The organism is Flagellimonas aequoris (assembly GCF_003584165.1).
GTDB classification, from domain to species: domain Bacteria; phylum Bacteroidota; class Bacteroidia; order Flavobacteriales; family Flavobacteriaceae; genus Flagellimonas; species Flagellimonas aequoris.
Window position 1 is genome coordinate 219236 of record NZ_QXFJ01000008.1, and the last position, 26486, is coordinate 245721.

General features: G+C 44.0%; 25 protein-coding genes. 20 read left to right on the plus strand and 5 right to left on the minus strand.

Annotated features, from left to right (window positions below; translation table 11 throughout):
- Positions 1-12 precede the first annotated feature (12 nt).
- The 14 genes from D2U88_RS01910 to tsaB all read left to right on the plus strand — a co-directional run bounded on the left by D2U88_RS01910 (position 13) and on the right by tsaB (position 12855).
- Positions 13-396, plus strand: a complete 384-nt coding sequence (locus tag D2U88_RS01910; RefSeq protein ID WP_119638607.1) for a cytochrome C oxidase subunit IV family protein — start codon at positions 13-15, stop codon at positions 394-396.
- A gap of 70 nt (positions 397-466) precedes the next feature.
- On the plus strand, positions 467-1099 hold the full coding sequence (locus D2U88_RS01915) for a hypothetical protein (protein ID WP_119638608.1): 633 nt from the start codon (positions 467-469) through the stop codon (positions 1097-1099).
- The gene (locus D2U88_RS01920) at positions 1080-1823 is read left to right on the plus strand and encodes an SCO family protein (protein ID WP_119638609.1); all 744 of its coding nucleotides are present in this window, start codon (positions 1080-1082) and stop codon (positions 1821-1823) included. The genes D2U88_RS01915 and D2U88_RS01920 overlap by 20 nt, the downstream gene beginning before the upstream one ends.
- Complete coding sequence (locus tag D2U88_RS01925; RefSeq protein ID WP_119638610.1) at positions 1820-2356, plus strand: DUF420 domain-containing protein; 537 nt, start codon at positions 1820-1822, stop codon at positions 2354-2356. The genes D2U88_RS01920 and D2U88_RS01925 overlap by 4 nt, the downstream gene beginning before the upstream one ends.
- 6 nt (positions 2357-2362) lie before the next feature.
- A complete protein-coding gene (locus tag D2U88_RS01930; protein WP_119638611.1) occupies positions 2363-2575 on the plus strand; it encodes a hypothetical protein in 213 nt (70 codons plus the stop codon).
- Positions 2576-2676: 101 nt separating this feature from the next.
- Complete coding sequence (locus D2U88_RS01935; RefSeq protein ID WP_119638612.1) at positions 2677-3921, plus strand: ABC transporter permease; 1245 nt, start codon at positions 2677-2679, stop codon at positions 3919-3921.
- A gap of 20 nt (positions 3922-3941) precedes the next feature.
- Complete coding sequence (locus D2U88_RS01940) at positions 3942-5198, plus strand: ABC transporter permease (protein ID WP_119638613.1); 1257 nt, start codon at positions 3942-3944, stop codon at positions 5196-5198.
- Between the two features lie 32 nt (positions 5199-5230).
- Positions 5231-6331, plus strand: a complete 1101-nt coding sequence (locus D2U88_RS01945) for an efflux RND transporter periplasmic adaptor subunit (RefSeq protein WP_119638614.1) — start codon at positions 5231-5233, stop codon at positions 6329-6331.
- A gap of 108 nt (positions 6332-6439) precedes the next feature.
- Positions 6440-7141 (plus strand): ABC transporter ATP-binding protein, encoded by a 702-nt coding sequence (locus tag D2U88_RS01950; RefSeq protein WP_119638615.1) that lies wholly within the window; start codon positions 6440-6442, stop codon positions 7139-7141.
- Positions 7134-8363: an ABC transporter permease gene (locus D2U88_RS01955; protein WP_119638616.1), complete on the plus strand. Its 1230-nt coding sequence runs from the start codon at positions 7134-7136 to the stop codon at positions 8361-8363. Before D2U88_RS01950 ends, D2U88_RS01955 begins: the two co-directional genes overlap by 8 nt.
- Before the next feature lie 59 nt (positions 8364-8422).
- The gene (locus D2U88_RS01960) at positions 8423-9622 is read left to right on the plus strand and encodes an ABC transporter permease (protein WP_235855697.1); all 1200 of its coding nucleotides are present in this window, start codon (positions 8423-8425) and stop codon (positions 9620-9622) included.
- Between the two features lie 35 nt (positions 9623-9657).
- On the plus strand, positions 9658-10770 hold the full coding sequence (locus D2U88_RS01965) for an efflux RND transporter periplasmic adaptor subunit (protein ID WP_119638618.1): 1113 nt from the start codon (positions 9658-9660) through the stop codon (positions 10768-10770).
- Positions 10771-10811: 41 nt separating this feature from the next.
- Positions 10812-12161, plus strand: a complete 1350-nt coding sequence (locus D2U88_RS01970; protein WP_119638773.1) for a TolC family protein — start codon at positions 10812-10814, stop codon at positions 12159-12161.
- 16 nt (positions 12162-12177) lie between these two features.
- The gene (gene tsaB, locus D2U88_RS01975; RefSeq protein WP_119638619.1) at positions 12178-12855 is read left to right on the plus strand and encodes a tRNA (adenosine(37)-N6)-threonylcarbamoyltransferase complex dimerization subunit type 1 TsaB; all 678 of its coding nucleotides are present in this window, start codon (positions 12178-12180) and stop codon (positions 12853-12855) included.
- On the opposite strand, the gene D2U88_RS01980 is transcribed toward tsaB, so the two are convergent.
- From D2U88_RS01980 to D2U88_RS01995, 4 genes are all read right to left on the minus strand, one after another.
- Complete coding sequence (locus tag D2U88_RS01980) at positions 12852-13679, minus strand: mechanosensitive ion channel family protein (RefSeq protein ID WP_119638620.1); 828 nt, start codon at positions 13677-13679, stop codon at positions 12852-12854. The two genes, tsaB and D2U88_RS01980, sit on opposite strands and share 4 nt — an antisense overlap.
- 79 nt (positions 13680-13758) lie before the next feature.
- Entirely contained in the window at positions 13759-15870 is a 2112-nt protein-coding gene (locus D2U88_RS01985; protein WP_119638621.1) for a thioredoxin domain-containing protein, read from the minus strand.
- A gap of 59 nt (positions 15871-15929) precedes the next feature.
- Positions 15930-16130 (minus strand): dodecin family protein, encoded by a 201-nt coding sequence (locus D2U88_RS01990; protein WP_119638622.1) that lies wholly within the window; start codon positions 16128-16130, stop codon positions 15930-15932.
- Positions 16131-16200: 70 nt separating this feature from the next.
- The gene (locus tag D2U88_RS01995) at positions 16201-17097 is read right to left on the minus strand and encodes a NifU family protein (RefSeq protein ID WP_119638623.1); all 897 of its coding nucleotides are present in this window, start codon (positions 17095-17097) and stop codon (positions 16201-16203) included.
- A 128-nt stretch (positions 17098-17225) separates the two neighbouring features.
- On the opposite strand from D2U88_RS01995, the gene D2U88_RS02000 reads away from it, so the two are divergent.
- Positions 17226-18221, plus strand: coding sequence for a PorP/SprF family type IX secretion system membrane protein (locus D2U88_RS02000; protein ID WP_119638624.1), 996 nt, complete (start codon positions 17226-17228; stop codon positions 18219-18221).
- Positions 18222-18274: 53 nt separating this feature from the next.
- On the opposite strand, the gene D2U88_RS02005 is transcribed toward D2U88_RS02000, so the two are convergent.
- On the minus strand, positions 18275-19444 hold the full coding sequence (locus D2U88_RS02005; RefSeq protein ID WP_119638625.1) for a vWA domain-containing protein: 1170 nt from the start codon (positions 19442-19444) through the stop codon (positions 18275-18277).
- Positions 19445-19678: 234 nt separating this feature from the next.
- On the opposite strand from D2U88_RS02005, the gene D2U88_RS02010 reads away from it, so the two are divergent.
- From D2U88_RS02010 to D2U88_RS02030, 5 genes are all read left to right on the plus strand, one after another.
- Positions 19679-21856 (plus strand): tetratricopeptide repeat-containing sensor histidine kinase, encoded by a 2178-nt coding sequence (locus tag D2U88_RS02010; RefSeq protein ID WP_235855698.1) that lies wholly within the window; start codon positions 19679-19681, stop codon positions 21854-21856.
- A complete protein-coding gene (locus D2U88_RS02015; protein WP_119638774.1) occupies positions 21856-22587 on the plus strand; it encodes a LytR/AlgR family response regulator transcription factor in 732 nt (243 codons plus the stop codon). Before D2U88_RS02010 ends, D2U88_RS02015 begins: the two co-directional genes overlap by 1 nt.
- Before the next feature lie 279 nt (positions 22588-22866).
- Positions 22867-23382 carry a gamma carbonic anhydrase family protein gene (locus D2U88_RS02020; RefSeq protein WP_119638627.1) on the plus strand — a complete coding sequence of 172 codons (516 nt, stop codon included), beginning with the start codon at positions 22867-22869 and terminating at the stop codon, positions 23380-23382.
- 133 nt (positions 23383-23515) lie between these two features.
- Entirely contained in the window at positions 23516-24400 is an 885-nt protein-coding gene (fabD, locus tag D2U88_RS02025; RefSeq protein WP_119638628.1) for an ACP S-malonyltransferase, read from the plus strand.
- A gap of 144 nt (positions 24401-24544) precedes the next feature.
- The gene (locus D2U88_RS02030; RefSeq protein WP_119638629.1) at positions 24545-26485 is read left to right on the plus strand and encodes a T9SS type B sorting domain-containing protein; all 1941 of its coding nucleotides are present in this window, start codon (positions 24545-24547) and stop codon (positions 26483-26485) included.
- Position 26486 lies beyond the last annotated feature (1 nt).

Here is a 26486-nt window from a genome sequence, read left to right on the forward strand (position 1 = left end):
CATTGATTTTTCATGGCACACGATCATAAACTCGAAATTTTTAGAGGACTTTTAAAATTTAAGTCGAACACCCAAAAAATATGGGGTGTATTGATATTCCTTTCCATTGTGACCACTGTTGAGGTAGCCTTGGGTATCACCAAGCCAAGGGCATTGACCCATAGCCATATTTTGGGAATGAAAGTACTGAACTGGATCTTCATCATCCTTACCTTGGTAAAGGCCTATTATATTGCTTGGGACTTTATGCACTTGCGTGATGAAAAGAATTCCTTGAGAAGGGTTATCGTTTGGACACCTGTTTTCTTGATATGCTATTTGATCTTTATCTTGCTTTTCGAAGCGGATTATATCTACAATGTATACAAGGACGGATTCCTCACTTGGAACTTCTAAGAAAGTATTAACAGCAATAAAAGACGGTTTTCCAACCGTCTTTTTTTATTTTTGTACGGTTTAGGATTTCATGAAAAAAAAGGTTGTTTTATTTATTCTGTTCGTGTTCCCGGTAGTGGCCTATCTATTCTTTGCATCGGGGATCAATCACTTTGGAAAACTGCCCATCCTGAAAGAAAAGATTCCTGATATTTCCGAAATGGATAGTCAGGTGCAGCTGAAGGACAAGATTACTATATTGGGTTTTTTGGGAAGCAACTTGGATGATAAAAAGGGGAATGCCTTCAACCTGAACCAAAAAATATACAAGCGCTTTGGGGAGTTCAACGATTTTCAGGTGGTGATGGTCGTTCCCAAGGGAAGTGAAACCGAGGCGCAGGAATTGAAAAAGGAACTCGGTGAAATTTCCGATGTGGACAAATGGCATTTTGCCTATGGTTCCGAAGGGGAGATACGATCCTATTTCAAAGGGCTTGGAACCGACCTGGAACTGGCCGGGGACCTTTCCTCTCCTTATGTGTTCATCATCGATAAGGATTTGAGCTTAAGGGGAAGGAATGATGATGAGGACGAAGGAGTCAAATTTGGTTTCGATACTTCTTCCGTAGCAGAGCTTAACAATAAAATGGTGGATGACGTCAAGATCATCTTGGCAGAATACCGCCTCGCTTTAAAAAAGAACAATGCCGACAGGAGCAAATAAGAAAAAAAAGTACACCTACGTTTGGGTATCCGCCATCATCCTGATTTTCGGGAGTTTTGCGGTCCATGAAATCACCAAACGGATAAAGGGCGGTACCATAGTGGAGAATGACCGAATGAGTGTGGGAATGCAGCACAGGCCATTGGCCTTTATTGTGAATGAGGGGAAAAGGCGAAAGGTACCTGAATTTTCCTTTTTGGACCAAGACAGTGTCATGATCACCAACAAGGATTATCTCGGCAAAGTCTATGTGGTGGAATTTTTCTTTACCACTTGCCCGACCATTTGCCCCATTATGACCAAAAACTTGGTAGAAGTTGAGAAAACCTTCAAAGACCATGATGATTTTGGGGTAGCCTCCTTTACTATAAACCCAAGGTATGACACTCCCTCGGTCCTTAAAAAGTATACGGAGAAATATGGCATCACCGATAAGGATTGGCATTTGATGACAGGTGATCAAGATGCCATTTACAATCTGGCCCAAGAAGGGTTTTACATTTTCGCCAGTGAAAATGGGGATGCCCCCGGAGGATTTGAACATTCTGGGATGTTCGCATTGGTGGATAAAAATGGGTATATTCGTTCCCGTGAGGATGAGTTCGGCAACCCACTAATTTATTACAGGGGAACCATTACGGAGAAACAAGGGGTAAACGATGAGGGCGAGACCCAGCAGATTACCATATTAAAAGAGGACATTAAAAAATTATTGGCAGAATGACCGAGGAAATTTCTTTAAAGGAAAAACGGTTCAACAAGTGGATAACGGTGATATCCATTGCGATACCTTTGGTTGTGGCATTGCTGTTCGGTTATAAGATACCCAATGCAAAACCCTTATCTTTTCTACCGCCCATATATGCGGCCATCAATGGGATTACGGCCATATTGTTGGTTGCTGCGGTAGTGGCCATTAAAAATGGAAGACAATCCCTGCATCAAAAGTTGATGACCACAAACATCGTCTTGTCGGCTTTGTTCCTGATTATGTATGTGGCGTACCACATGACATCTGAAACGACTATTTATGGAGGGGAGGGTTTCTTGAAATATATTTATTATTTCATTCTTTTGACGCACATTGTATTGTCCATTTCCGTTATTCCCTTAGTGCTTATCACATACTCGAAGGTATATTTGGATGATTTTGAAAGCCACAGGCTTTGGGCCAAGTATACATTCCCGATTTGGCTGTATGTTGCCGTTACGGGGGTGATTGTCTATATCATGATTTCTCCCTACTATCAATATTGATGCGTTATGAAAGTTAAACTGTTGTTGGTTCTTGTTGTATTGTTGGTGTTTCCATCGGTGATGGATGCTCAATGTGCCATGTGCCGTGCAGTGGTGGAGAGCGAAGCGGATGGAGGCACTGCTGAAGGCATAAATAACGGGATAGTTTACTTAATGGCCGTGCCCTATGTTTTGATTGCCGCCCTGTTCTATTTCATCTACAGAAAAATGAGGGGATAGGCCCCAAATCCATTTTTTTTCTCATTAGGTGTAACATTTTGCGGTTTATTTCATCTAATAGTTGTACGCTTGCGTATTTCATCAATCAAAATCGCTAACCTATGTTCGACCTTGAGCGGTGGCAAGAAATATTTGACACCATCCGAAAGAACAAACTCCGTACTTTTTTGACCGGGCTTTCCGTAGCCTCTGGTATCTTCATACTCGTTATTCTTTTGGGTTTTGGGCAAGGTATGCGCAACGGCATTGAACAGGAGTTCAAGGAAGATGCCTCTACCAGTGTTTGGGTATGGCCAGGCGTAACCTCAAAAGAGTACAAAGGGCTCAATCCCGGAAGACCCATTCAACTGGTCAATGAAAACTTCGATAACGCCTCTGCCATCTTCAAAAGTGATATTGAATATGGTTCGTCTCGCGCCTTTGTGCGCGGGGTAACGGTCAATTATGGAAAAGAGGCCCTTATTTATAGCGTTCAGGGAGTGGCGGCCGATTTTCAGTTTATAGAGAATGCCTCAATGATAGAAGGGCGGTTCATCAACTACCAAGATGAAGCAAGTGCAGGCAAGGTGGCCATCATTGGCAATAAGATCAAAAAGGATGTTTTCAACGAAGTGGAGACGCCCATTGGGGAGTTCATCGATGTGTCGGGAATACCCTTCAAGGTCATCGGCGTTTACAAAGAAATGGAAGATCGTGAGGAAGAGCGCATTTATATCCCTATTACCACAGCACAAAAGGCCTTTAATGGAGGCAACCGGGTGAACAACATGTCCTTTACCCTTCCCCCTGTAGAAAACTTTGACCAAGCTGTTGCCCAAGCCATCAATTTCAAAAATGGGCTCAGGGAATATCTGCAACAAGTGCATACTGTGGCTCCAGACGATACCAGTGCCATGGAGGTATGGAGTGCCATGGAAGAAGCCAAAAGGTATTATGGTCTCACCAACAACATCAAGCTCTTTTTCTGGTTTGTGGGGATTTGTACCATTATTGCCGGGGTGGTAGGTGTCAGTAACATCATGATGATCGTAGTGAAGGAACGCACCCGTGAAATCGGTATTAGAAAGGCGCTGGGGGCCAAGCCTTGGTCCATTATCGGGATGATCCTGCACGAAGCTATTTTCGTGACGGCCATTTCGGGTTTTGCTGGGCTGATTTTTAGTATGGCCTTATTGGAACTCGTAGGACCCAATATTGAGGTAGATTATGTATTGAATCCTTCTGTGAATTTCAACGTGGCCTTCTCCACGGTACTCGTGCTGATCGCTGCGGGAACCCTGGCAGGATTTGTCCCTGCCTACCGGGCAGCAAAAGTAAAAGTGATAGAATCCCTTCGGGACGAATAAATATATCTAAGCAAGTCAAGATGTTCAATAGAGATAGATGGCGGGAAATACTGGAAGTCCTCACAAGCAATGTGTGGCGCACCATTTTTACGGCCTTTGGGGTCTGTTGGGGCATCTTTATCCTGATCGTACTCTTGGCTGCTGGAAAGGGACTTGAAAACGGAATCAAAAAAGACTTTGGCGATATTGCAACCAATACCATGTTCATGTGGACGCGTGCCACTACCCGAGCCTATGAGGGGTTGCCCCAAGGGAGACGATTTGAGTTTAAGATCAATGATGTACAGGCCATTCGAGACAATGTGCCGAACCTTCGGTTTATTTCCCCGAGGAACCAATTGGGCGGTTTTGGGGGCAACAACAATGTGGTGCGAGGCATTCGGACCGGGGCATACAATGTGTATGGCGATTATCCGGAAATCATCAACCAAGATCCCATGGCGGTTACTTCGGGAAGGTTTTTGAACTACAACGACATCAACGAAAAAAGAAAAGTGGCCATCATTGGGCTAGGGGTCAAAAACGATCTGTATGATAAGGATGAAGATCCGTTGGGCACCTACATCAAAATACAAGGAGTGAATTTTATGGTCATCGGAACCTACAAAAAGAACAATAGCGGTGGAGGGGAAGAAGGTCAAAAAGAGATTTTTGTGCCCTTTACTTCCTTTTCGCAAGCCTTTAACAGAGGAGAGGATGTGGGATGGATGGCCATCACTGCCAATGACGGTAGTTCCATTTCCGTGTTGAAGGACAAGATTGTGAGCGTAATGAAGGAAAGGCACAAAGTGCATCCAGAGGATACTCGGGCTGTCGGTTATTTTGATCTGTACGAACAATACAATAGGGTGGAAAGTCTTTTTGGTGCCTTGAAGGCCGTGGCCTACATTGTTGGGATTATGGTGTTGCTATCCGGAATTATCGGGGTGAGTAATATCATGTTAATAGTTGTGAAGGAACGTACCAAGGAAATTGGGATTAGAAGGGCTTTGGGGGAACAACCTTGGTCCATAAAGAAACAGATTTTGATGGAATCCATCTTTTTGACCCTGATATCGGGCATGGTGGGCATCATCTTCGGATCCTTGGTCATTTTCGGCATCAATTCCCTTTTGGATAGCGTAGGATCTGTGGATATGTTCATGAGCCCCAGTGTAAGTGTCGGGGTAGTGACCGGGGCATTGACCATTTTAATGGTTTCTGGGTTGTTGGCCGGATTCATTCCGGCTCAGAGTGCCATTAGGGTCAGGCCCATTGAAGCATTAAGAACAGAATAAATAGAAATCAATCAAAATAATAACATACCAAAATGAAAAAGTCGGTAACCATAGCCATCCTGTTGCTCATCGTAATCGTGTTCGGTGGCTCCATGTATTATCTCTATCAGAAGAACGCTGAAGACCCGGTAATATATCAGACCGAAACACCATCTACACAGACCATTGTTAAAAAAGCAGTGGCCACTGGCAGTATTCTTCCTTTGGAAGAAGTATTGATCAAACCCAATATATCAGGGGTGATAGAGGAAATATTCGTGGAAGGAGGGGATTTTGTGAAATCTGGAGACCTGTTGGCCAAGATTAAAGTGGTCCCTAACCTTTCGGCCCTTAACGATGCCAAAAATGCCATTGATGAAGCCAAGATCAGCCTGGACGATCAAATGCGAAATCTGGAACGACAAACCACTCTATTTGGAAAAGGGGTAATCTCCAAAACCGATATGGAGAGGGCCCAAGTAACCTATGATCAGGCCAAGCAGGCCTATGCTGCCGCCAATAAACGATATGATATCGTGAAAACGGGAACAACCAGTGGATTTAGCAACGCAGCCAATACCATGATCAGGGCAACCGTGAGTGGAATGGTACTGGAGGTACCCGTGGAAGTGGGTAACCAGGTCATAGAGAGCAACAACTTTAATGAAGGAACCACCATTGCCGCCATTGCCGATGTAAACAAAATGATTTTTGAAGGTAAGGTGGATGAATCTGAGGTAGGGCGAATCAAGGAAGACCTTCCCTTGGAGATTACCGTAGGGGCCATAGAGGATAAGGTCTTTGATGCCATCTTGGATTATATCGCTCCAAAAGGCAAAGAGGAAAATGGAGCTATCCAGTTTGAGATCAAAGGGTCGTTGAAAAAAAGCGATACCACCTTTATCCGTGCTGGACTTAGTGCCAATGCCTCCATTATTTTGGCCCGTGCCGATAGTGTTTTGGCTGTTAAGGAAGCCTTGGTACAGTTTGATGGGGATACCAAAAAACCTTTTGTGGAGGTCGAAACGTCCGACCAACAATTTGAACGTCGCGATGTGGAATTGGGGGTAAGCGATGGCATCTTTGTGGAGATAAAATCAGGCCTAGCAGCCACCGATAAGATAAAAGTTTGGAACGCAGTCGCGGAAGAATAGGCCTTTAATCAATCATTTAACAAAAAATTTAAACAATTGCTGTAACAATTTAACAACTTGTAGGTCTAACAGGCAAGAGGTTAAAAAAGATAGCTAACATAACCAATCATGATAGAAATCAAAGATCTTCACAAATCCTATAAAATGGGAAGCAATTCCCTTCATGTTTTAAAGGGGATAAATTTTAAAGTGGAAGAAGGGGAGCTAGTGGCCATTATGGGGTCTTCAGGATCTGGAAAATCCACCTTGTTGAACATTTTGGGAATGTTGGACGGGGCCGATTCCGGAGAATATACCTTGGATGGAGTACCTATCAAAAACCTCAGTGAAACCAAAGCTGCGCAGTACAGGAACAAGTTCCTGGGTTTCATTTTCCAATCCTTCAACCTGATCAATTACAAAAGCGCCTTGGAGAACGTGGCCCTTCCGCTGTACTATCAAAAAGTACCTAGAAAGGAGCGTCAGGAAAAGGCCATGCAATATTTGGACAGGGTAGGTCTTAAGCCATGGGCTACCCACCATCCGAGTGAGTTGTCCGGGGGACAAAAGCAAAGGGTGGCCATAGCCAGGGCCATGGCGGCTGAACCCAAAGTACTTCTCGCGGATGAGCCAACGGGAGCCTTGGACAGTAAAACGTCCTATGAGGTGATGGACCTTATCCAAAAAATCAACGACGAAGGCAATACCATTTTGGTGGTGACCCACGAAGAGGATATTGCACACATGTGCAAACGCATCGTACACCTAAAGGATGGTGTGATCGTGGAGGACAAGAAAATAGAACAAGTAAGGGCAGGGCAATATGTTTGATCGGGACGTTTGGCAGGAAATTTTCAACACGATTAAGACGAACAAGCTACGGACCTTCCTGACTGGGTTCTCCGTAGGATGGGCCATCTTTATCTTGGTGATGCTATTGGCTTCAGTCAACGGAATGCAGAATGGTTTTACCAACCAGTTCAACGATGATGCAACCAATTCCATCTTTGTGCGTCCTGGAACCACGTCCAAGGCCTATGGAGGATTTGAAGCAGGCCGACGTATCCAATTGAAAAATGACGATCTCGAGTATATCAAGAAGAGTTTTCCTGATGATGTCGAATATATAAGTGCTCGGTACTATGCCAATGCTACTGCAAGGTACAAAAGTGAAACAGGATCCTATTCCGTTCAGGCGACACATCCCGACCATCAGGCCATTGAAAAGACATTGGTTGTTGCCGGTAGATATGTAAATGAGGCAGACGTCATCAATAAGGCAAAAGTGGCCGTAATCGGAAGAAAGGTTGCGGAAGACCTTTTTAAGAACGAGGATCCCCTAGGTCAATTTGTGGAGCTGAACAATTTACCCTTTAGGGTAATCGGAATATTTACCGATGACGGGGATGATAATGCCGAAAGAAGAATCTATGCACCAATAAGCACCTATCAGCGTATTTATGGCAACACGAATGACATTAACATGATTGCCCTCACCTATAATCCTACCTATGACCTTGCCAAGGCATTGGAGTTTTCAGGTAGATTGGAGGATTTGATGAAGAGAAGGCACAAGATAGATCCTGATGATCAAGCAGGTCTGTATGTGTTCAACTATGCAGAGGCTTTTGAGAACATTAGCAGTTTTACTGCAGTATTAAAAGGAATAGGCATTGGGGTTGGGTTTTTGATCCTTGTTGCAGGTATTGTAGGCATCGGGAACATTATGGTCTTCACCATTAAGGAGCGAACCAAGGAAATAGGGGTGCGAAAGGCTTTGGGGGCAAGGCCCAGACAAATTGTGAACCTGGTTTTGCTGGAGTCCGTTTTCATTACTGCCATTTCAGGTTTTGTAGGACTATTATTTGCATGGATCATACTTGCGGCATTGGGTCCAATGTTCCAGACACCGGCCTTTAGCAATCCATCGGTAAATCTTTCTACAGTGGTAACGGCTACCATTATATTGATTGTTGCAGGCGTACTGGCGGGATTGATCCCGGCCATGAAAGCCGCGAATGTTAAACCCATTGTTGCACTAAGTGATAAATAGTTATGTGGTTATTTGATAGGGATTTATGGATTGAAATTTTTCATACACTGGGCAAGAACATGTTCAGGACCTTCTTGACCATGCTGGGTGTGATATTCGCCATGATCATTTTGGTACTGCTCTTGGGATCTGCCAATGGGATGAGCAATGGTTTTAATAAAATATTTGCAGGAACGGCTTCCAACAGCCTGTTTGTATGGGGGCAGCAAACCTCGGAACCCTATAAGGGGTTTGAAAGAGGTAGGAGGATACGGTACAAGATCGAGGATGCTGAAATCTTGAAAAAACAGATTCCCGAAATTGAAGTACTGGCACCTAGGATTGAATTGGCAAGCCATAGGGGAACGGTTACCGTTTATCGTAATGGACAAACAAGTGGTTCCGCTGTTTATGGGGATTATCCGGAAATAGACAATATCACCAAAAAGAAATTGGTAGAAGGCAGGTTCCTGAACCAGACCGATATGGACCACTCCAAAAAAGTATGCGTCATCGGAGAGGAAACCTACAAGCTTTTGTTTGAAAAAGGCGAAAAGGCCATTGGGGAAAATATCAGGATCAATGGAGTGTATTTTACCGTGGTGGGCATCTACAAACCCAATAACAACATCAATATTGATGGGGAAAATGCAGTGTTCATTCCCTTCACCACTTTTCAAAAGGCATTCAATTCAGGCGACCAAATGGGATGGATGGCCATTGCGGTACAGGAGAATACACCCGTTCCTGTGGTCGAAAAACAGATCAAGGACATCTTGAAGGCCAAGTACGATATCCATCCAGACGATGAAAGGGCTATCGGTAGTTTTGATATGTCCGAGATTTTCAACAACATTACAGCCTTTACTACTGTGCTTCAAGGTTTCTCCTTCTTCGTTGGAATCTTTACACTGTTGGCAGGGGTAATCGCGATCAGCAACATTTTATTGATTACCGTTAAGGAAAGGACCAAAGAGATTGGGGTGCGAAGAGCCTTGGGAGCGACTCCCAAGATTGTGAAACGCCAGATTGTGGTAGAGGCCATTGTGCTTACCGCATTTGCTGGATTGGTAGGCTTTGCAATTTCAGTTGGTATATTGTCCATAATGGATTCCATGTGGGGCAGTGGGGATAATTTCCCCTTTGTGAAACCCATGATCAGTGTACCGCAGTTTCTCGTCTCTTTTGTGCTGATGGTGGGACTGAGCGTACTGATAGGACTATTGCCGGCCAACCGCGCCGTTAGGGTACGGCCCATTGAAGCATTGAGAGAAGAATAATCAACACAAATAAATAACGAATCAAATAAACGATAATGAACAAGTATGTAAAGTACGGATTGATTGGAGTAGCGGTCATTGGAATTTTGGCCGCCATGGTATACTTTCTAAAGCAGAACAGTACACCCGTTGAACTCTACAAGACCGAAACCGCGGTCCGCAAGGATATTGTGAACAAGGTAATTGTTACGGGAAAGGTCATTCCAGAAGACGAGATCAATATCAAACCCCAAATATCCGGTATTATAGACAAGATCATTTTGGAGGAAGGGGTAAAGGTTAAGGCCGGAGACCTTATCGCCGTGATCAAAGTGGTTCCCAACGAACAATCCTTGAACCAGGCTGCAGGTAGGGTCCGTAATGCCGAATTGGCCCTGAGCAATGCCAAGATCGAATATGATAGGAATAAAGTGTTGTTCGATAAGGGCGTGATTTCCAGTCAGGATTTCAATAATCTGAAGTTGACCTTTGATCAAGCCACCCAAGAATTGAAGAATGCCCAGGCCGATTACCAGATTATTCAAAAGGGATCTGCCGGTGGCTCGGCCAGTGCCAATACCAATATTAGGGCTACTGTTTCCGGAACCATTTTGGAAATTCCGGTAAAGGAAGGGGATCAGGTAATCCAGAGTAACAACTTTAACGATGGTACTACCATTGCCACTATTGCCGATATGGGTAAAATGATCTTTGAAGGGGAAGTGGACGAAGCCGAGGTTGGAAAACTCCATGTTGGAATGCCTTTACAGATTAGCTTGGGAGCACTGGAAGAACAAAAGTTCGAGGCCAATTTAAAGTTCATCGCGCCAAAAGGTGTAGAGGAAGAAGGTGCTGTTCAGTTCAAGATTGAAGGAGATTTGGCCTTGACCGATACCACTTCCTATGTGAGGGCCGGCTACAGTGCCAACGCCTCCATCGTTTTGGAAGAGAGGAAGGATGTACTGGCCATTAAGGAAGCTTTGCTACAGTTCGACAAGGAAACAGAAAAACCATATGTAGAAGTTGAGGTTGGGGAGAACAAGTTCGAAAGGAAAGACCTTGAATTGGGGGTTAGTGATGGTATCGATGTGGAAGTGGTCTCAGGAATCGATGAAAACTCCAAGATCAAAGTTTGGAACAAGCTCGAGAAAAAGTCAGAGGATAATTAATAATGGCTGACCAACATTTAAGAACCAAAATCAAAAAACGAATGAAAAATAGCATAACGATACTCCTACTGTTGTTCACGGTCTGCGTGTCCACGGCGCAAATGCGCAAATGGACGCTTCAGGAATGCGTGGAATATGCAGTGGAACACAATTTGACCATAGAGCAGTTTGAACTGGATCTGGAGAATGCCAAAATCGATAAATCCGATGCAATCGGGGATCTGCTTCCCAATTTAAATGGTTCTACTTCGGTATCAAGTAATACCGGTTTCTCCATTAACCCAACGAACAACTTGCCCACGAACAGTACGGCTTTCAACGTGAATGCAAGCATAAGTTCCAACGTAACCTTGTTCAATGGTTTAAGGAATATTCACCAGTTGAATCGGGCGAAAATGAACGCTATCTCCAACCAATATCGTTTGGACAATCTCAAGGACGATATTCGGTTGAATGTGGCCAATGCCTATTTACTGGTCCTTTCTGGAAAGGAACAGCTCAAGACCTTTAAGGCACAGTATGCCGTTACCGAACAAGATTTGAAAAAGACCAGGGAACTGGTGGCATCAGGAGTGCTGCCTCAAGGGGATTTGTTGGAGATTGAGGCCACTGCCGCCAACCAACAACAGCAAATTGTGAATGGTGAGGGCAATGTGTTGATCGCACGTGTGAATCTGGCCCAATTGCTGCAAATCACGGATTATGAAAACTTTGATATTGCCGAGGAAGAGTTTGCCATTCCACCATCGGATATCTTGAAAAATTCCGCAAAAGTGATTTTTGACAAGGCCTTGACCTTCAGGAACGATATCAAGCTTTCTGAATCCAACGTGGACCTAGCCGAACAAGACTTAAAAATTGCCAAGGGAGCATATTTGCCTACATTGGGAGCCTTCTTCCAATACGGAAGTAGATACTCGGATGTCACTCAAATTCCTGATGGAAACGGTGGCGTGTATACACCAAACTTTACGGATCAGTTATGGATTTTTGATGGTATCAGCTACGGGGCACAGTTGAATGTTCCCATATTTAACGGATGGAGCACACGCAACAATGTGAAACGTTCCCAGATTAGCTTGGAAAAAGCAAAAGTACAGTTTGAACAGGATAAGCTGGCTTTGGAAAATACCATTCAACAGGCCTATGTAGATGTAAGTACTTTTGAAAAAGCCTATGAGGCCGCTTTGAAATCTTTGGAAGCTCGCACACTGGCTTATGATTATGCCAAGGAACGTTACGACAATGGTTTGATGAACGCTTTCGACTTTAGTCAAGCACAGGCTAGGGTAGACAATGCCAAGGCAGATGTGATCCGTACCAAGTACGATTATATTTTCCGACTCAAAATATTGGAGTTCTACTTTGGTTTGCCCATTTCATTAAACTAGTATCTTTGTGGCCGCTATGGCCATTATACTAAACTTAGAAACAGCAACGACCAATTGCTCCGTAAGTGTCTCAAAGAACAACGAGATTCTCTGTCTTAAGGAGAACAATGCAGCAGATTATTCGCATTCGGAACAATTGCACCTATTTATCAAAGAAGCCTTGCAAGAGGCTTCTTTGTCATTTTCGGACCTCGATGCCATTGCTATAAGCAAGGGTCCCGGTTCCTACACCGGGCTGCGTATTGGGGTTTCCTCCGCAAAAGGACTTTGTTTTTCCTTGGATCTACCTTTGATTTCCATTCCCACCCTGGAAAGTATGGCCCATCAGACCAGTTTGAAGGAAGGAGAGGTTGTCATTCCTGTTTTGGATGCCAGAAGAATGGAGGTGTATTCCTGTGTGTTTGATCATCGATACCAAGAAATTAGGGAAACCCGTGCCGAAATCATTGATGAGAATTCCTTTGAGGATTATTCCTCGTTTTCCAAAGTGCATGTTGTGGGCAGCGGAGCGGAAAAGTGCCAACAGGTCCTGCATGCCCCGAACTTTAATTTTGACACCTCTGTGGTCCCTTCAGCAAAGGAAATGGCATCCCTGGCCTACCATAAATTCCTGCATAAGGATTTTGAGGACGTAGCCTATTTTGAACCCTATTACTTAAAGGATTTTGTCCTTCAGACCAAAAAGAAATCCTAGCCCTTTGCCGCTTGGTGCATGACCCTCTGTGGAAATGGGATTTCGATTCCAGCTGCATCAAAGCGCAGCTTGGTTTGTTCGATCACATAAAAATGTGCAGGCCAGAATACATCATTGTTCGCCCAAAAACGCAAGGTTAGATCCACGGAACTATCCCCCAGTGCCCCTACGTAAACTTCGGGAGCCGGTTCGGTGTTGATATTTGGATTTTCCGCACAGATTTCCAAAAGGATTTCTTTGGCTTGCTTAATATTGGAGCCATACCCGATCCCGACATCAATTTTATCACGACGGGTACTTTCCATATTATAATTAATGATGTTCCCGTTGGACAATTGCCCATTGGGAAGAATGGCTATCTGATTACCAAAAGTGCTCAACTTGGTATTGAAAATGGAAATCTCCTTTACGGTACCATCAATACCTTGGGCCGAAATAAAATCTCCTACCTTAAAGGGCTTAAAAATCAGGATGAGGACACCACCCGCAAAGTTGGCCAATGAGCCTTGAAGGGCCAGGCCAATGGCCAGACCGGCGGCACCTATAATGGCAACTAGGGAAGAGGTCTTTACGCCCAATTGGGTGACTACCAATACAAACAGCAAAGCCTTAAGTGTAATACTGATAAAGCTCTGCAGAAAGGATTCCAAGGTTTCGTCGTAGTCCTTCTTTGCAAAAAAGCGCCTCACCATCTTATTGATAAATTTGATGACCCAAAACCCAACAAAAAAGATGATAATGGCCATGACAAGGTTTGGCAATACACCAATTCCCCACATCACCGCTTTGTCAATATATTCTTGGTAGTTTTCCAGTTGTTTCATAAGGATTTCTGTTTTGTGGACAACCTAGTCAATAATCTTTTAAATAAAAAATTTGGAACGCAAACAAATGTTAATGTTGTCAGGGAAGCTTGATCCGTTCCAATACGTCTTTTGTGGTTGAAACGGGAAGCTTGCAGGCTCCTTCAATACAAACATAGGCTAACGTTTTACCTGGAACCTCCCGATTTTGAAGCAGTTCGAGGCTGCTTTCGCTTACAGAGCCGGCCAAAATACTGTTGGGGATATAGATGGCTCCTATTGTTTGTCCCATAGTTTTAAAATCTGGTCCCACTAGGGCTATCTCATAAAAATCTTGGTTGAGGTACAACACTAGGTTCAACCAATTGGCAAAGCCTTGTGCCCTTTTGTCAAAATCCTGCTGCACGTTTTTAAGCATTTGAGTGGCAATAGCACCATAGCCCCCCCCATGATAAAGTTTGTCCATCTTAAAAAGATTGTTGGCCATGATGGAATTGGAAGAAGAGATGACATTGTCGTTGGTCTCAATGCTTCTTCGGATTAAAGAGTGGTCCTCATCCGAAGTAAAGAAATACATGCCCGAATCTGCGTCAAAAAAATGTTGATGGGCATAATTGGTCAACCTTTTGGCATTTGAGAGCCATTGCTCATCAAAAGTGACCTCGTAAAGGGAAATATATGCGTCAATCAAGGTGGCATAATCTTCCAAAAAGGCATTGATGGTACTTTTTCCCTCTTTATGGTTTCGATAGAGCGAATGATCTTTTTTTACCATTTCCCTTTGAATAAAGCTGGCATTTTTCAAAGCCAAGCTTAAATATTCATCGTTTCCCAAATAGCGATAGGCATCTACAAGTCCTTTCAGCATCAAGGCATTCCAAGAAGTAAGGATTTTATCGTCCAATCTAGGTTTGGGACGTTTGCTTCTTTCCTTTTTTAAGATGGCCAAGTCAGCCTTCATTTTTTTCTGTAATTCCGAAATGGAAATGCCATGTTTTTGGGCTAATTCTCCATCGGTTTTATCCCGGATGAGTACATAATTTCCATCTTCCCAAAGCCCATAGGAATTGATATTGAAATAATCCTGAAAAATATCAAGATCGTCACCCAGTAATCGTTCCAATTCTTCCTTCGTCCATACGTAATAGGCGCCTTCCTTGAGTTCTCCGGTTTTATCAAGACTATCGGCGTCCAAAGAGGAATAAAACCCTCCGTTTTCATCCAACAGTTCCTCCTGTGTAAAAGCTATGGTCTGCTCCACTACCTTTTTGTACAGTTCATTTTTGGTGACGGCGTAGGCCTTGGCATACAGACTGATCAATTGCCCGTTGTCGTAGAGCATTTTTTCAAAATGGGGAACGTGCCATTTGGTATCCACCGCATAACGCGAGAATCCTCCGCCCACGTGGTCAAAAATGCCTCCATAGGCCATTCGGGTGAGGGTAGTGTCCACAAATTCCATAATGTCCTTGCGATTTCTGGTCGTGGCATAGTGCAACAGAAACTCCCAATTGTTGGGCATCATGAACTTAGGTGCCCGTTTATGTCCGCCCAAAAAGGTATCAAAATATAGGGACCAGTTGTGGACAGATGCATCCAATTGTTCCAAGTTGAAAAGGTCACTTTCTTTATTATGCTCCACCAAATTGATGGCGTGTAACCCATTACCAAGGTCTGTGGCATATTGGGTGATACGAGGTTTGTCCTTCTTGTAAAGTTGTGCCAACTGTTCAAGCGATCTCATCCAATTTTCTTTGGGTACGTAGGTGGCGCCCCAAAACGGACGGCCATCGGGCAGGGCCACAATATTCAAGGGCCAACCGCCATTGCCGGAGATCATCTGGATGGCATCCATATAGATTTGGTCCACATCTGGCCTTTCCTCACGATCGATTTTGATATTGATGAAATGTTCGTTCATCACTTTGGCCACTTCGGGATTTTCAAAACATTCTTTTTCCATCACGTGGCACCAATGGCAGGCGGCATATCCTATACTGATGAGCAGCAGTTTGTCCTGCTTCTTGGCCCGTTCCAGAACCTCAGGGTGCCATGCTTCCCAATCCACTGGATTATGGGCATGTTGCAATAAATAAGGACTGGTTTCGTGGATTAGGGAGTTGGTGTATTCGTGGGTCACTTTGTTGGATTTTGGGTTACAGCCTAGGGCGACCATCAAAATTAGGAGGAAGAATGGAAATTTAAGGGACATTTCTTCACTTTTGGGTATAAAAAAAGCGTCCCGAGGGACGCACTTTTTGTATTGCGATGTTACTGCACTTCAAAGGTGATCTTAACGTTCACCCTGTAGTCGTCGATCTTCCCATCCTTGACGGTAGCACTCTGCTCGTTGATATAGATGGAACGAATGTTCTTTACTGATTTTGTGGCTTGTTCCAATGCATTTTTTGCTGCGTCTTCCCAGCTTTTATCGGAATTAGCCAATACTTCGATTACTTTTAAAACTGCCATGGTCAATGATTTTTAAATTTCTTCAATTTAACAAAATTTGACCGGAAAATGGCAACGGAACATCTTAAAATTAGCCGTTCAGGGCCACTACTTCACGGATTTTATCGCCCATCATGTTCTTCAGCATCGTCTCGATTCCGTTTTTAAGGGTAAAGGTGGAGGAAGGACAACCGCTACAGGCTCCCTGTAGGATCACACTAACCGTTCCGCTTTCCTCTTCATAGGATTGAAACTGAATATTTCCACCATCACTGGCAACGGCGGGTTTCACATATTCCTCCAAAATATCGATGATTTGTTGGGAGATGTCATCATAGCTGAGGTTGGCTTTTTCCTGTTGTTTGGTTTCCTCCTTTTTTTGAAGGGCCTCGGCAGTGACCACATCCTTTCCATCGGCTAAAAAGTCGCGAATAAATTCGCGCAGTTGCATATTGATTTCATCCCAATCGGCCACATCGTACTTGGTTACCGAAACATAGTTTTCATCCATGAACACCTCTTTCACAAAAGGAAGATGGAAAAGTTCCTTGGCCAATGGAGCATCCTTGGCCTCATCGATGTTCTTGAACTCGTAAGTGGAAGGCACAATGCGCTTGTTGCAGACGAACTTCATCACCGAAGGGTTAGGGGTAACTTCGGCATAAACGGTAACGGGTTGCTTTTTTTGCACATCCTCTTCGTTCACCACTGGTTCCCCGGCATTCAGGTATTCTACCAATTGTTGGGCCACATCGGCCTTTACATCTTCCCAGGTCACGATATCGTACCTTTCCAAAGCCACAAAATTGCTGGCGATGTACACTGTTTTAATGAACGGAAGGTAAAAAAGTTGCTGTGCCAAGGGAGAATTTTTGGCCTCGTCTATATTCTTGTATTCGTAATTGCCCTTCACCAAAAAATGGTTGGCCTCCAATTTGATGATCTTAGGATTATTGGTGGCTATTACGGTGATATTATATTCTTTCATCGGTCTAATTTGATACAAAAATACCAATAGTTGAGATGTGCAGCAAAATATTATAATAATGTCCTTTGCAAACCGTTATCTAAATGTTTGATTATTTTTAAATCACAACCATTAGCCCAGATCGTCACATGAGACGCAGTACAACCTCAATCATTATTGCCCTGTTCTTTGGTTTTATGGCCAAGGCGCAGGAGGGAATCCCCGTATATTTTGACTACCTGGCGGATAACTATTATTTGGTCTATCCATCCATGGCGGGTATTGCTGAGGGGACCAAGATTCGTCTTACGGCCAGAAAGCAATGGTTCAATGTGGACGAGGCTCCCAGTCTCCAAACGTTCAACATCAACTCAAGGGTAGGGGAGCGCAGCGGTATTGGCGCCATTCTTTTCAATGATTCCAATGGGTACCATTCCCAAACCGGGTTTAAAGGAACCTATGCGCATCATTTGCAATTAGGGGGCGATTTCAGGACGTTGAACCAACTCTCGTTCGGACTTAGTGCCGGAGTGATTTTGAGCAGTTTGGACGAAACGGAATTCAGGTCTGTGATTCCTGATCCCGTAGTGACAGGGGTAAAAAATACCGCTAGCTATTTCAATGTGGATTTGGGAGCATCCTACAATCTGTTCGAGTTTTATGCCCATGCAGCAATCCTCAATGTCTTGGGAAGCGGACGCGACCTATATAGTGCAGTTGAAATCGACAACATTAGAAGGTATTTGCTTTCCGCAGGTTATGTATTTGGAAAAAAAACTAGGGTGGAGCCTTCCATCTTGTTTCAGATGACTGATTATACCAAGGAAAAGACGGTTGACCTGAACGCCAAGGTATACAAGGATGTAAGTTTCGGGACCATTTGGGCCGGACTTTCCTACCGAAGAAGTTTTGATGGGGCACAGTACCAATCCAACGGAACTTTTGGCGAGCAGCGTTTGCAGTTGTTCACGCCAATCATCGGTGTCAATGTGAATCGTTTCTTGTTTTCCTACAATTATTCCTACCAATCCGGGGATATCCGTTTTGATAATGGCGGGTTCCACCAGATTACCTTGGGCTACGATTTTGGTCAGAGCGATGATGGCAAACGATATGATTGTTATTGTCCTGCCGCCAACAATTAAAAATGGCCCACCACTAAGGATGAGCCATTTCCAACCAACCAACTAAAACTGCATTAATCCCACTTCATATTTTTCTTGGATGCTTGGCTCTTGATGGCCGATAACATGGCATTTTCCAATGCTCCCTTTTCTTCTTTTTGGCTTTGGGCGATATAAGCCTCACGTTTCGCATTCAATTCTTGGATTTCCTTTTGAATTTTTTCACGCTCCGCTTTTTTATCGTCAACATAGGCTTTGATCTCACTTTTGGATTTGCCCTGCAACTCTTTGGGTAGGTCTTTGTCATCCAATTTGGATAGTACGGCTTCGTCATCTTCCACGGCATCCACTAAATCCCATTGGGAGTTTTTGTAAAGCCTGGAACTTTTACTCACCGCACGTTTTACTACCACTACTTCTTCCAACTCAGCGGCATTGAGGTCTTGAGCACTTTGTTGTGCTTTCTTTTCATACCCCATGGCACCATAGGAGATATAGGTGTTGTTCAATTTGGAATTCAATTTGATGATGACATCGTCATAAGGGGTGTTGATGTGCACAATCTGTTGGTTATGGTCAATGGCCATATATTCTCCTCCGGTCAATGAGGCACCATTTTTCCATTCGGTGCTGATGCCTTGCTGAAAATTGCCACAGAAAATAGTGTTTACGATCACGTCCTTTTCCTTGGCATTGGCCGCAGCATCCCTGTAATTCAATTTGCCTTGTGTGAAGGGTTCATTCCCTGCAATAAAGATCATTTTAAGATCATCGGCATTCTTGCCCCAATCCAATTGTTTCAGAGAAGTTTGGATGACCTCTCCGCAGTATTCCTCTCCGCCATTAGTGGTCAGGGAGAATAGTTTTTCTGAGATTTCATCCAAGTCGTCCGAAAATCCCAATACCTGTCTAATGTACCCTTCACGGGAAGAAAGATTATCATTTCCATATTCATAAAGGGCAATTTGAAGCATGGGTCGGGTATCGTTGCCACATTTGGCGTGGGTAAACTCGTTCACAATATCCCACAATTGCGCTTTTGCTTGGTTGATGAGTCCATCCATACTGTTACTGGTATCGAGCAACAAAGCGATTTTTACAAAATGCTTGCTTGGTTTTTCCACAATGGATTGGGTCACCAATACCGTATTTTCTTTTTCCTGTGCTTTGAGGTTGCAACCGTAGCTGGCACCTGTGGCCATAAGGGCGAATGCTGTTCCCAATACTTTATTCAAATGTTTCATGATGCAATGTTTTTAAATGATGGCTTAAAAGTATGGGCATCTTTTTGCAATAAAAACCGAGAATGAGCTAAGTGGCATTTGGAATGAGCCAACGAACCGGATGACTTTGTAAAGTGGTAAAATTGAGGTGTTATTGACCCAAATTCACCAAAAATGCATTTTTTAATACGCTTGGGATGAACTAAGTTTACTTCAATTATGATGAAAAGGGCTTACATATTTATCTGTTTGTTGATGACCACCCTGACCGCCGTGTCCCAAGTAGGGCAAACCAGTGGTGAGGTTGAAATCAAGGGTTCCGTAAAGGGCAAGGAGAACTATGTGCCCATTTCTGGTGTTGAAGTGTCTACGGATAGGGGAAAATATACCAAGACCAATAGTTTGGGGGAGTTCAAGATCAAGGCATCCATTGGGGATATGCTCATTTTTGAAAGTCCAGAGATCGAAACCGTGCGTCATAGGATCACTTCGAATGAAAATGTGGATGTTCTGGTGGAAGGATATGCGAGTGGAATTTCCAAAAAGAGGGAAAGCTCGGCATCCAAAACAAGGAGTGTGGCGATGGACCACCAACGACTTTTGGATTCTGCCAACTTTTATAAAAAAACCAGTCTGGAAAAGAGCATCGATTTTGTGGCCCAGTCCATGGAGCCTTTGGGTACTTCGGGCAATAAAAGGGAACTCGCCCAATCGCTGAGGATTTTGGGAGAAATCTACCTTTATCACAAACAATACGATCTGTCCATCGATAATTTTAAAGATGCTCTTTCGGCCACGGAATCCAACCGGACCAAATTATTGTTGGGGCAGGCATACACCTTGAACGGGCAAAACGAAATGGCCATCAGGACCCTTACCCCCTTGATTGAAGAAAAAAGCATGGTGCCCTACCAACGGGTGGAACTTTTTGAGGCTTTGGGGGATGCCAACAAAGCATCGGGAAAAATAAAGGAGGCCCAAGGGTATTACAAACAAGGTTTAGTGATTGCCGAAAAGAACCAGATTTCGCCCAAGATCATCGACCTGAACTCTAAAATGGCAGATGCCTTTGCCAGTGAGGATAGGGAGGTAGAGGCAGAAGGGTATTATCGAAATTCGTTGGATCTGTCCAAAAAAGTGGCTCCGGAACGTATGATCCAAGAGAGTGAACGCGTGGCCGATTTCTACAATCAGAAGAGTCGGTACAATGACGAGATCCAACAACGGAAGAAAAGTTTGAGCGAACTCAAGCAACTTTCCCCTCCAAGCGTACCTCGGGAAAGTAAGGACGTATCTGGAGCGGATACCATTACTTCGCAAAGGATCAACTATAAAATAGCCAGTGCATATATTGCCCAAGACAAGTTGGATGAGGCCATTCCCTATCTCGAAAAAAGTATTGTGGAAGCCGATAAGGATGATGATTTGGTCATCCAAAAAGATGCGACCCGTAAACTTTCCGAAGTATACCGAAACAAGGGTGATTTCACCAAGGCCTTGGAGTCCTATCAGGATTATGTAGCCGTTGTGGATAGTTTGTACGTAAGAAAGGAGCAGGAAATTTCAAGGGCATCCCGTTTCAATAGGGAAATTGCCAATACCCAAAACCGAATTTCAAGTTTGGAGCAGGAACGCGAACTGGCACAGAGCAAGTACAGTCTGGCCGTTACCGAACAACAATTGTACGAGGAGACCAGCAAGCGCCAAAAATGGATCATTTATTCGCTCATCTTTGGGATTGCAATGATGTCGCTGACCGCATTTTTGTACTACCGTAGTGATAAGCAGCAAAAATTGGCCAATAACCTGTTGGCATTAAAATCGCTGCGAACCCAGATGAATCCACACTTCATCTTTAATGCGCTCAACTCCGTGAACAATTATATCGCCAAAAGTGACGAACGCAGTGCCAACCGTTTTTTAAGTGAGTTTTCGGTGCTCATGCGCAGCGTACTCGAAAATTCCGAGGAAGATTTTATTCCCTTGTCGAAGGAACTTGAGTTGTTAGAGCTTTATGTGAAGTTGGAACATTCCCGCTTTGCGGATAAATTCGATTATGAGGTGGTGGTGGACCCCGCAGTGGATGTGGAGGCATTTCAGATTCCGCCCATGCTGCTCCAGCCTTATATTGAAAATGCCATCTGGCACGGCTTGCGCTACAAGGAAGAAAAAGGATTTTTAAAAATCAAGGTGCTTCCGGTGACGAACGACATGTTAGAAATTACTATTGAGGACAACGGCATCGGCAGAAAAAAGTCCGCAGAACTGAAGACCAGTAATCAAAAGAAACAAAAGTCCAAAGGGATGGGGAATATCAAAAAGCGCATCGAGATTTTGAACGATATGTACAAAAACCGGGTGGATGTTTCCATTTCCGACCTAAATGAAGACCATACCGGGACCAAAGTGTCCCTTAAACTGAAGAAGCAATGATGGAACTCAAGGCAATCATCGTGGAAGACGAGGCCAATAGTCGTGAAATCCTTCGGAACTATTTGGCCAAGTATTGCGAAGGCGTAATACTCCTCGGGGAAGCAGCCAATATTGAACAAGGATTGTCATTGATCCAAAACCAGGAACCCGATTTGGTGTTCTTGGATGTGGAAATGCCCTTTGGGAATGCTTTTGACCTATTGGAAAAAATTCCGGACCGTTCGTTCGAGACCATTTTTGTCACGGCCTATAACCAATATGCCATGGATGCCCTAAACCATCATGCCGCTTATTATCTGATGAAACCCATCAATATTGATGAATTGGTCAAAGCTGTGGAGTATGTACGGGCCATTAAAGAAAAGGAAAATGCCTTGGAAGGCCAGGTACTCAAAGCAAGGCCCATTAAGGCCGAAGGAAAGATTACCTTACCACAGCAAGATGGCTTTCAGGTGTTGGAGGTAGGCGAAATCTATTTTTGCAAGGCCGATGATAACTACACGGAAATCTATCTGGAAAAGAAAAAAATTGTGGTGAGCAAGACCCTGAAATATTTTGAGGATGCCCTGCAACCCTATCCCTTTGCCAGGATCCATAAATCGTATCTGGTCAATGTATCCGAAGTGGTCAAGTACAAAAAGGGCAAAGGAGGCAGTGTCATCTTGTCCAACGGGAAGGAACTCTCTGTATCCGCCTCCAAAAAAGCCGAACTATTGTCGTATTTTCAATAGATGAATATGACCGTTCAGCATTTTGACCGTAATTTGTCAGTTCGAGTAATTTTTCAAGAGAAAAATTGTATCGAGAACCAGCATTTCAAGCCCAAAACCGATTCTCGATACAAAATTCCCCCGGAATTTCACTCGAATTGACGGCTTTAGCATGAGAAGCGAGATATAAAAAGACAAAATCCACTAGCGGCCATATCGAGCAGGTCCCTGAGCGGAGTCGAAGGAACAATTTAGATGTCCGTAAAGTAGTATAATTGAATTGATTCAAATTAAAAAGATATGATCATTAAATCCGTGAGGGACATATCCCCGGTAATGGGAAAAGATTGTTTTATAGCCGAGAATGCCACTATTGTGGGTGAAGTTACCATGGGCGACCAATGCAGTGTGTGGTTCAATGCCGTGGTGCGTGGCGATGTCCATTTTATAAAAATGGGCAATAAGGTAAACGTTCAGGATGGTGCCGTGATCCATTGCACCTATCTAAAATCACCGACCACGATTGGAAACAACGTATCCATTGGGCACAATGCCATTGTGCATGGATGTACTATTAAGGACAATGTGTTGGTGGGCATGGGAAGTATCATTATGGACGATTGTGTAGTGGAGAGCAATTCCATCATCGCCGCGGGGGCCGTGGTGACGAAGGGAACCCATGTAGAGGCCAACAGCATTTATGCTGGAATGCCCGCCAAGAAGATCAAGGATATCAGTCCCGAGCTTAGTGCCGGGGAAATAGACCGGATTGCCAACAACTATGTAAAATATTCCAGCTGGTTCAAAGAAGAATGAATCGTCCAACCTCCAACTGTCCAAAAATCTAATAATCCAATAGTCCAACGGTCCAAAAATCTAACCATCCAAGTATCCAAAACACATCGGATAATATTCCCTATTTTTGTCCCACTCAAAAAACTCGACTAAGATGAATGCATATATTTTTCCAGGGCAAGGAGCACAATTTGTAGGTATGGGATTGGACCTGTACGAGAACCATTCGGTGGCGCAGGAACTTTTTGAACAGGCCAATGAAATCTTGGGCTTTTCCATCACCGATATCATGTTCGAAGGTACTGCCGAGGATTTGAAACAGACCAAGGTTACCCAACCTGCCATCTTTTTACATTCCGTGATCATGAGCAAGGTACTTGGCGACTCGTTCAAGCCTGATATGGTGGCCGGACATTCCTTGGGTGAATTTTCTGCCTTGGTGGCCAACGGTACCCTTAATTTTGAGGATGGACTTCAATTGGTTTCCCAACGTGCTTTGGCCATGCAAAAGGCCTGTGAGATCAAACCCAGCACCATGGCGGCCGTTTTGGGATTGGATGATGAAATTGTGGAGAAAATATGTGCTGAAGTTGAAGGTATTGTGGTGCCTGCAAACTACAACTGTCCAGGTCAATTGGTGATTTCCGGTGAAGTGGATGCCGTGAACATTGCCTGTGAAAAATTAAAGGAAGCTGGGGCCAAACGCGCCCTGTTATTGCCTGTTGGGGGTGCCTTTCATTCCCCGTTGATGGAACCCGCAAGGGAAGAGTTGGCGGCAGCTATCGAAACCACCCAGTTCAGTACGCCAAACTGCCCCATTTACCAAAACGTGACCACTACGGCCGTATCTACTGCGGACGAAATCAAAAAGAACCTGATCCTACAATTGACCGCCCCCGTAAAATGGACCCAAAGCGTGCAGCAAATGGTAAAGGATGGGGCTTCTTCCTTTGTTGAGGTAGGTCCAGGTAAAGTACTTCAAGGATTGGTAAAAAAGATCAGTCCAGAGGCCGAAACCAGCTCTGCCGTAATTTCGTAAATACGGACAAACAGTTTATCCGATTAAACAAAGATTTGAACCGATGGTTGTGGCTGTTCCTAGTCTTTTTTGTAATATTGACTGTCCCCAACAAACCAACCGCAACTAGGCAAACGAACGCAACTGAAACGGACTGAATAGACAATGCTATCCAAATTTGTAAAAACCTCAATAGTACCATTGACCACACTTGGTCGTGGTAGAGTACTGTTTTTCTTTTTTACGTTTTTTGGGCTTGGACTCGGTTTTGGGCAAACAGCAGCCATTACTGCAAGTGATGCAAGTGCCAGTGAGGCTGGCCCGGACCCCGGGGGGTTTACTATATCGATTAGCGGAGGGGTTCCCCTTTCCGCTGTTCAGGTTTTTTTAAGTATTGATCCGTTAAGTACTGCTACAAGTGGTTCAGATTTTCAATCCATACCAAATATGGTCGATGTCAATCTCAGTGTCTTTGGCATTGGATCTTCAACGATTGATGTTATACCGATTGATGACGCATTCTCTGAAGGAACTGAGACGGTCATCCTTAATATTGTGGCCAATGGTACTTCTTATACGATAGACACCAACAATGCTTCGGCAACGGTGACCATTTTGGATGATGAACCTTGTAATGCGGGAAATACGGCACCGATACTGGATGGTTCGGAACCAACGGTGTTCTGCGATGTTGTGGATGTAGATTTGAATGATTATGTAACCAGTACTGTAGCTCCTGCGGGCACCTCCTTGGTGTGGAGTGTGGATGCCGATCCTTTGGAAACAACTGCACATTTGACCAGTAGCCAAGTGGTTGAACCAGGAACATATTATGGTTTCTTTTATGATGATGTCAATGGATGTTCAAGTCCAATTTTACCCATCACGATTGTACGTAATTTTACTCCTGTCATTGATAGTACTGCACCTGCCTCCAATTGTGGGCCGGGAATATTGACTCTATCTGCAGTGGCTTCAGTAGAGGATGATAGCAATATTACATATACTTGGTTTGATGCTGCAACTGATGGAAACCAAGTGGGTACGGGGGATTCTTTTGAAACGCCTGATTTGGATGAGACAACTTCTTACTATGTAACGGCCACCGCAAATGGATGTGCTTCTGAAAGAGTGGAGGTGGTAGCTACAATCAACAATACACCTATAGCAGGGGTTCCAATAGATGGGATAATAGTTTGTAACGTATCGAGCAACGAAGGGCCCAATACATTGGATCTGGATGATGCTTTGATTGGACAAGATCCGGGTGATTGGACAATACAGACAGATCCTTCCAACGGAGCATTGACCATAGGAGCCGAAAACGTAGTGGATTTTAATGGATTGCCAAGTGGGGATTATGTGTTCACTTATACGACCAACGGAGCCGAGGCACCTTGTACGAATACGACTTCGCAGGTAACGGTGACTGTGGAGGATTGTGTCTCCAATGAAGCTATAGATTTAGCCTTAACAAAGGTCTTGATGCAAGAGAGGCCTTATTTGGTTGGGGAGGAAATAACTTTTATCATCACTTTACAGAATGTAGATCTAAAGTCGGCAACGGATATTGTAGTTTCGGATTTATTGGATGTCACTTTTGAATATGTAAGCCACCAGGCCACTTTGGGAGAGTACGATCCTATTACTGGGGAGTGGGCCATAAATGAAATGGCTGCAACTGTTGAAACGGCAACCTTGGAAATTGTGGTGACGGCCCTTGTGGATGGTCAATTGCAGAATATCGCAACTCTTGACTCCAGTTTTCCTTTGGATAGGGACGAAACCAATAATGTGGCAACAGTAACTGTCCAAACGGAAAGAAGTCAATGTAGATATCCAGGAACCATTTGCAATATCTTTTCACCCAACGGAGATGGAATCAATGACCGTTTGATATTGGTGAGGCACGATTTGTTTCCACAGAACACCTTTGAAGTTTTCGATAGGTATGGGAATAGCGTTTTCCAAATGGATGGTTACGATAGTTCATGGGATGGGACAGGTAAGAATGGCGACTTGCCGAAAGGAACCTATTTCTATATTTTAGATGTGAACGGGGATGGTGCCAATGTGCAAAAAGGTTGGATTCAAATTGTTAGATAGG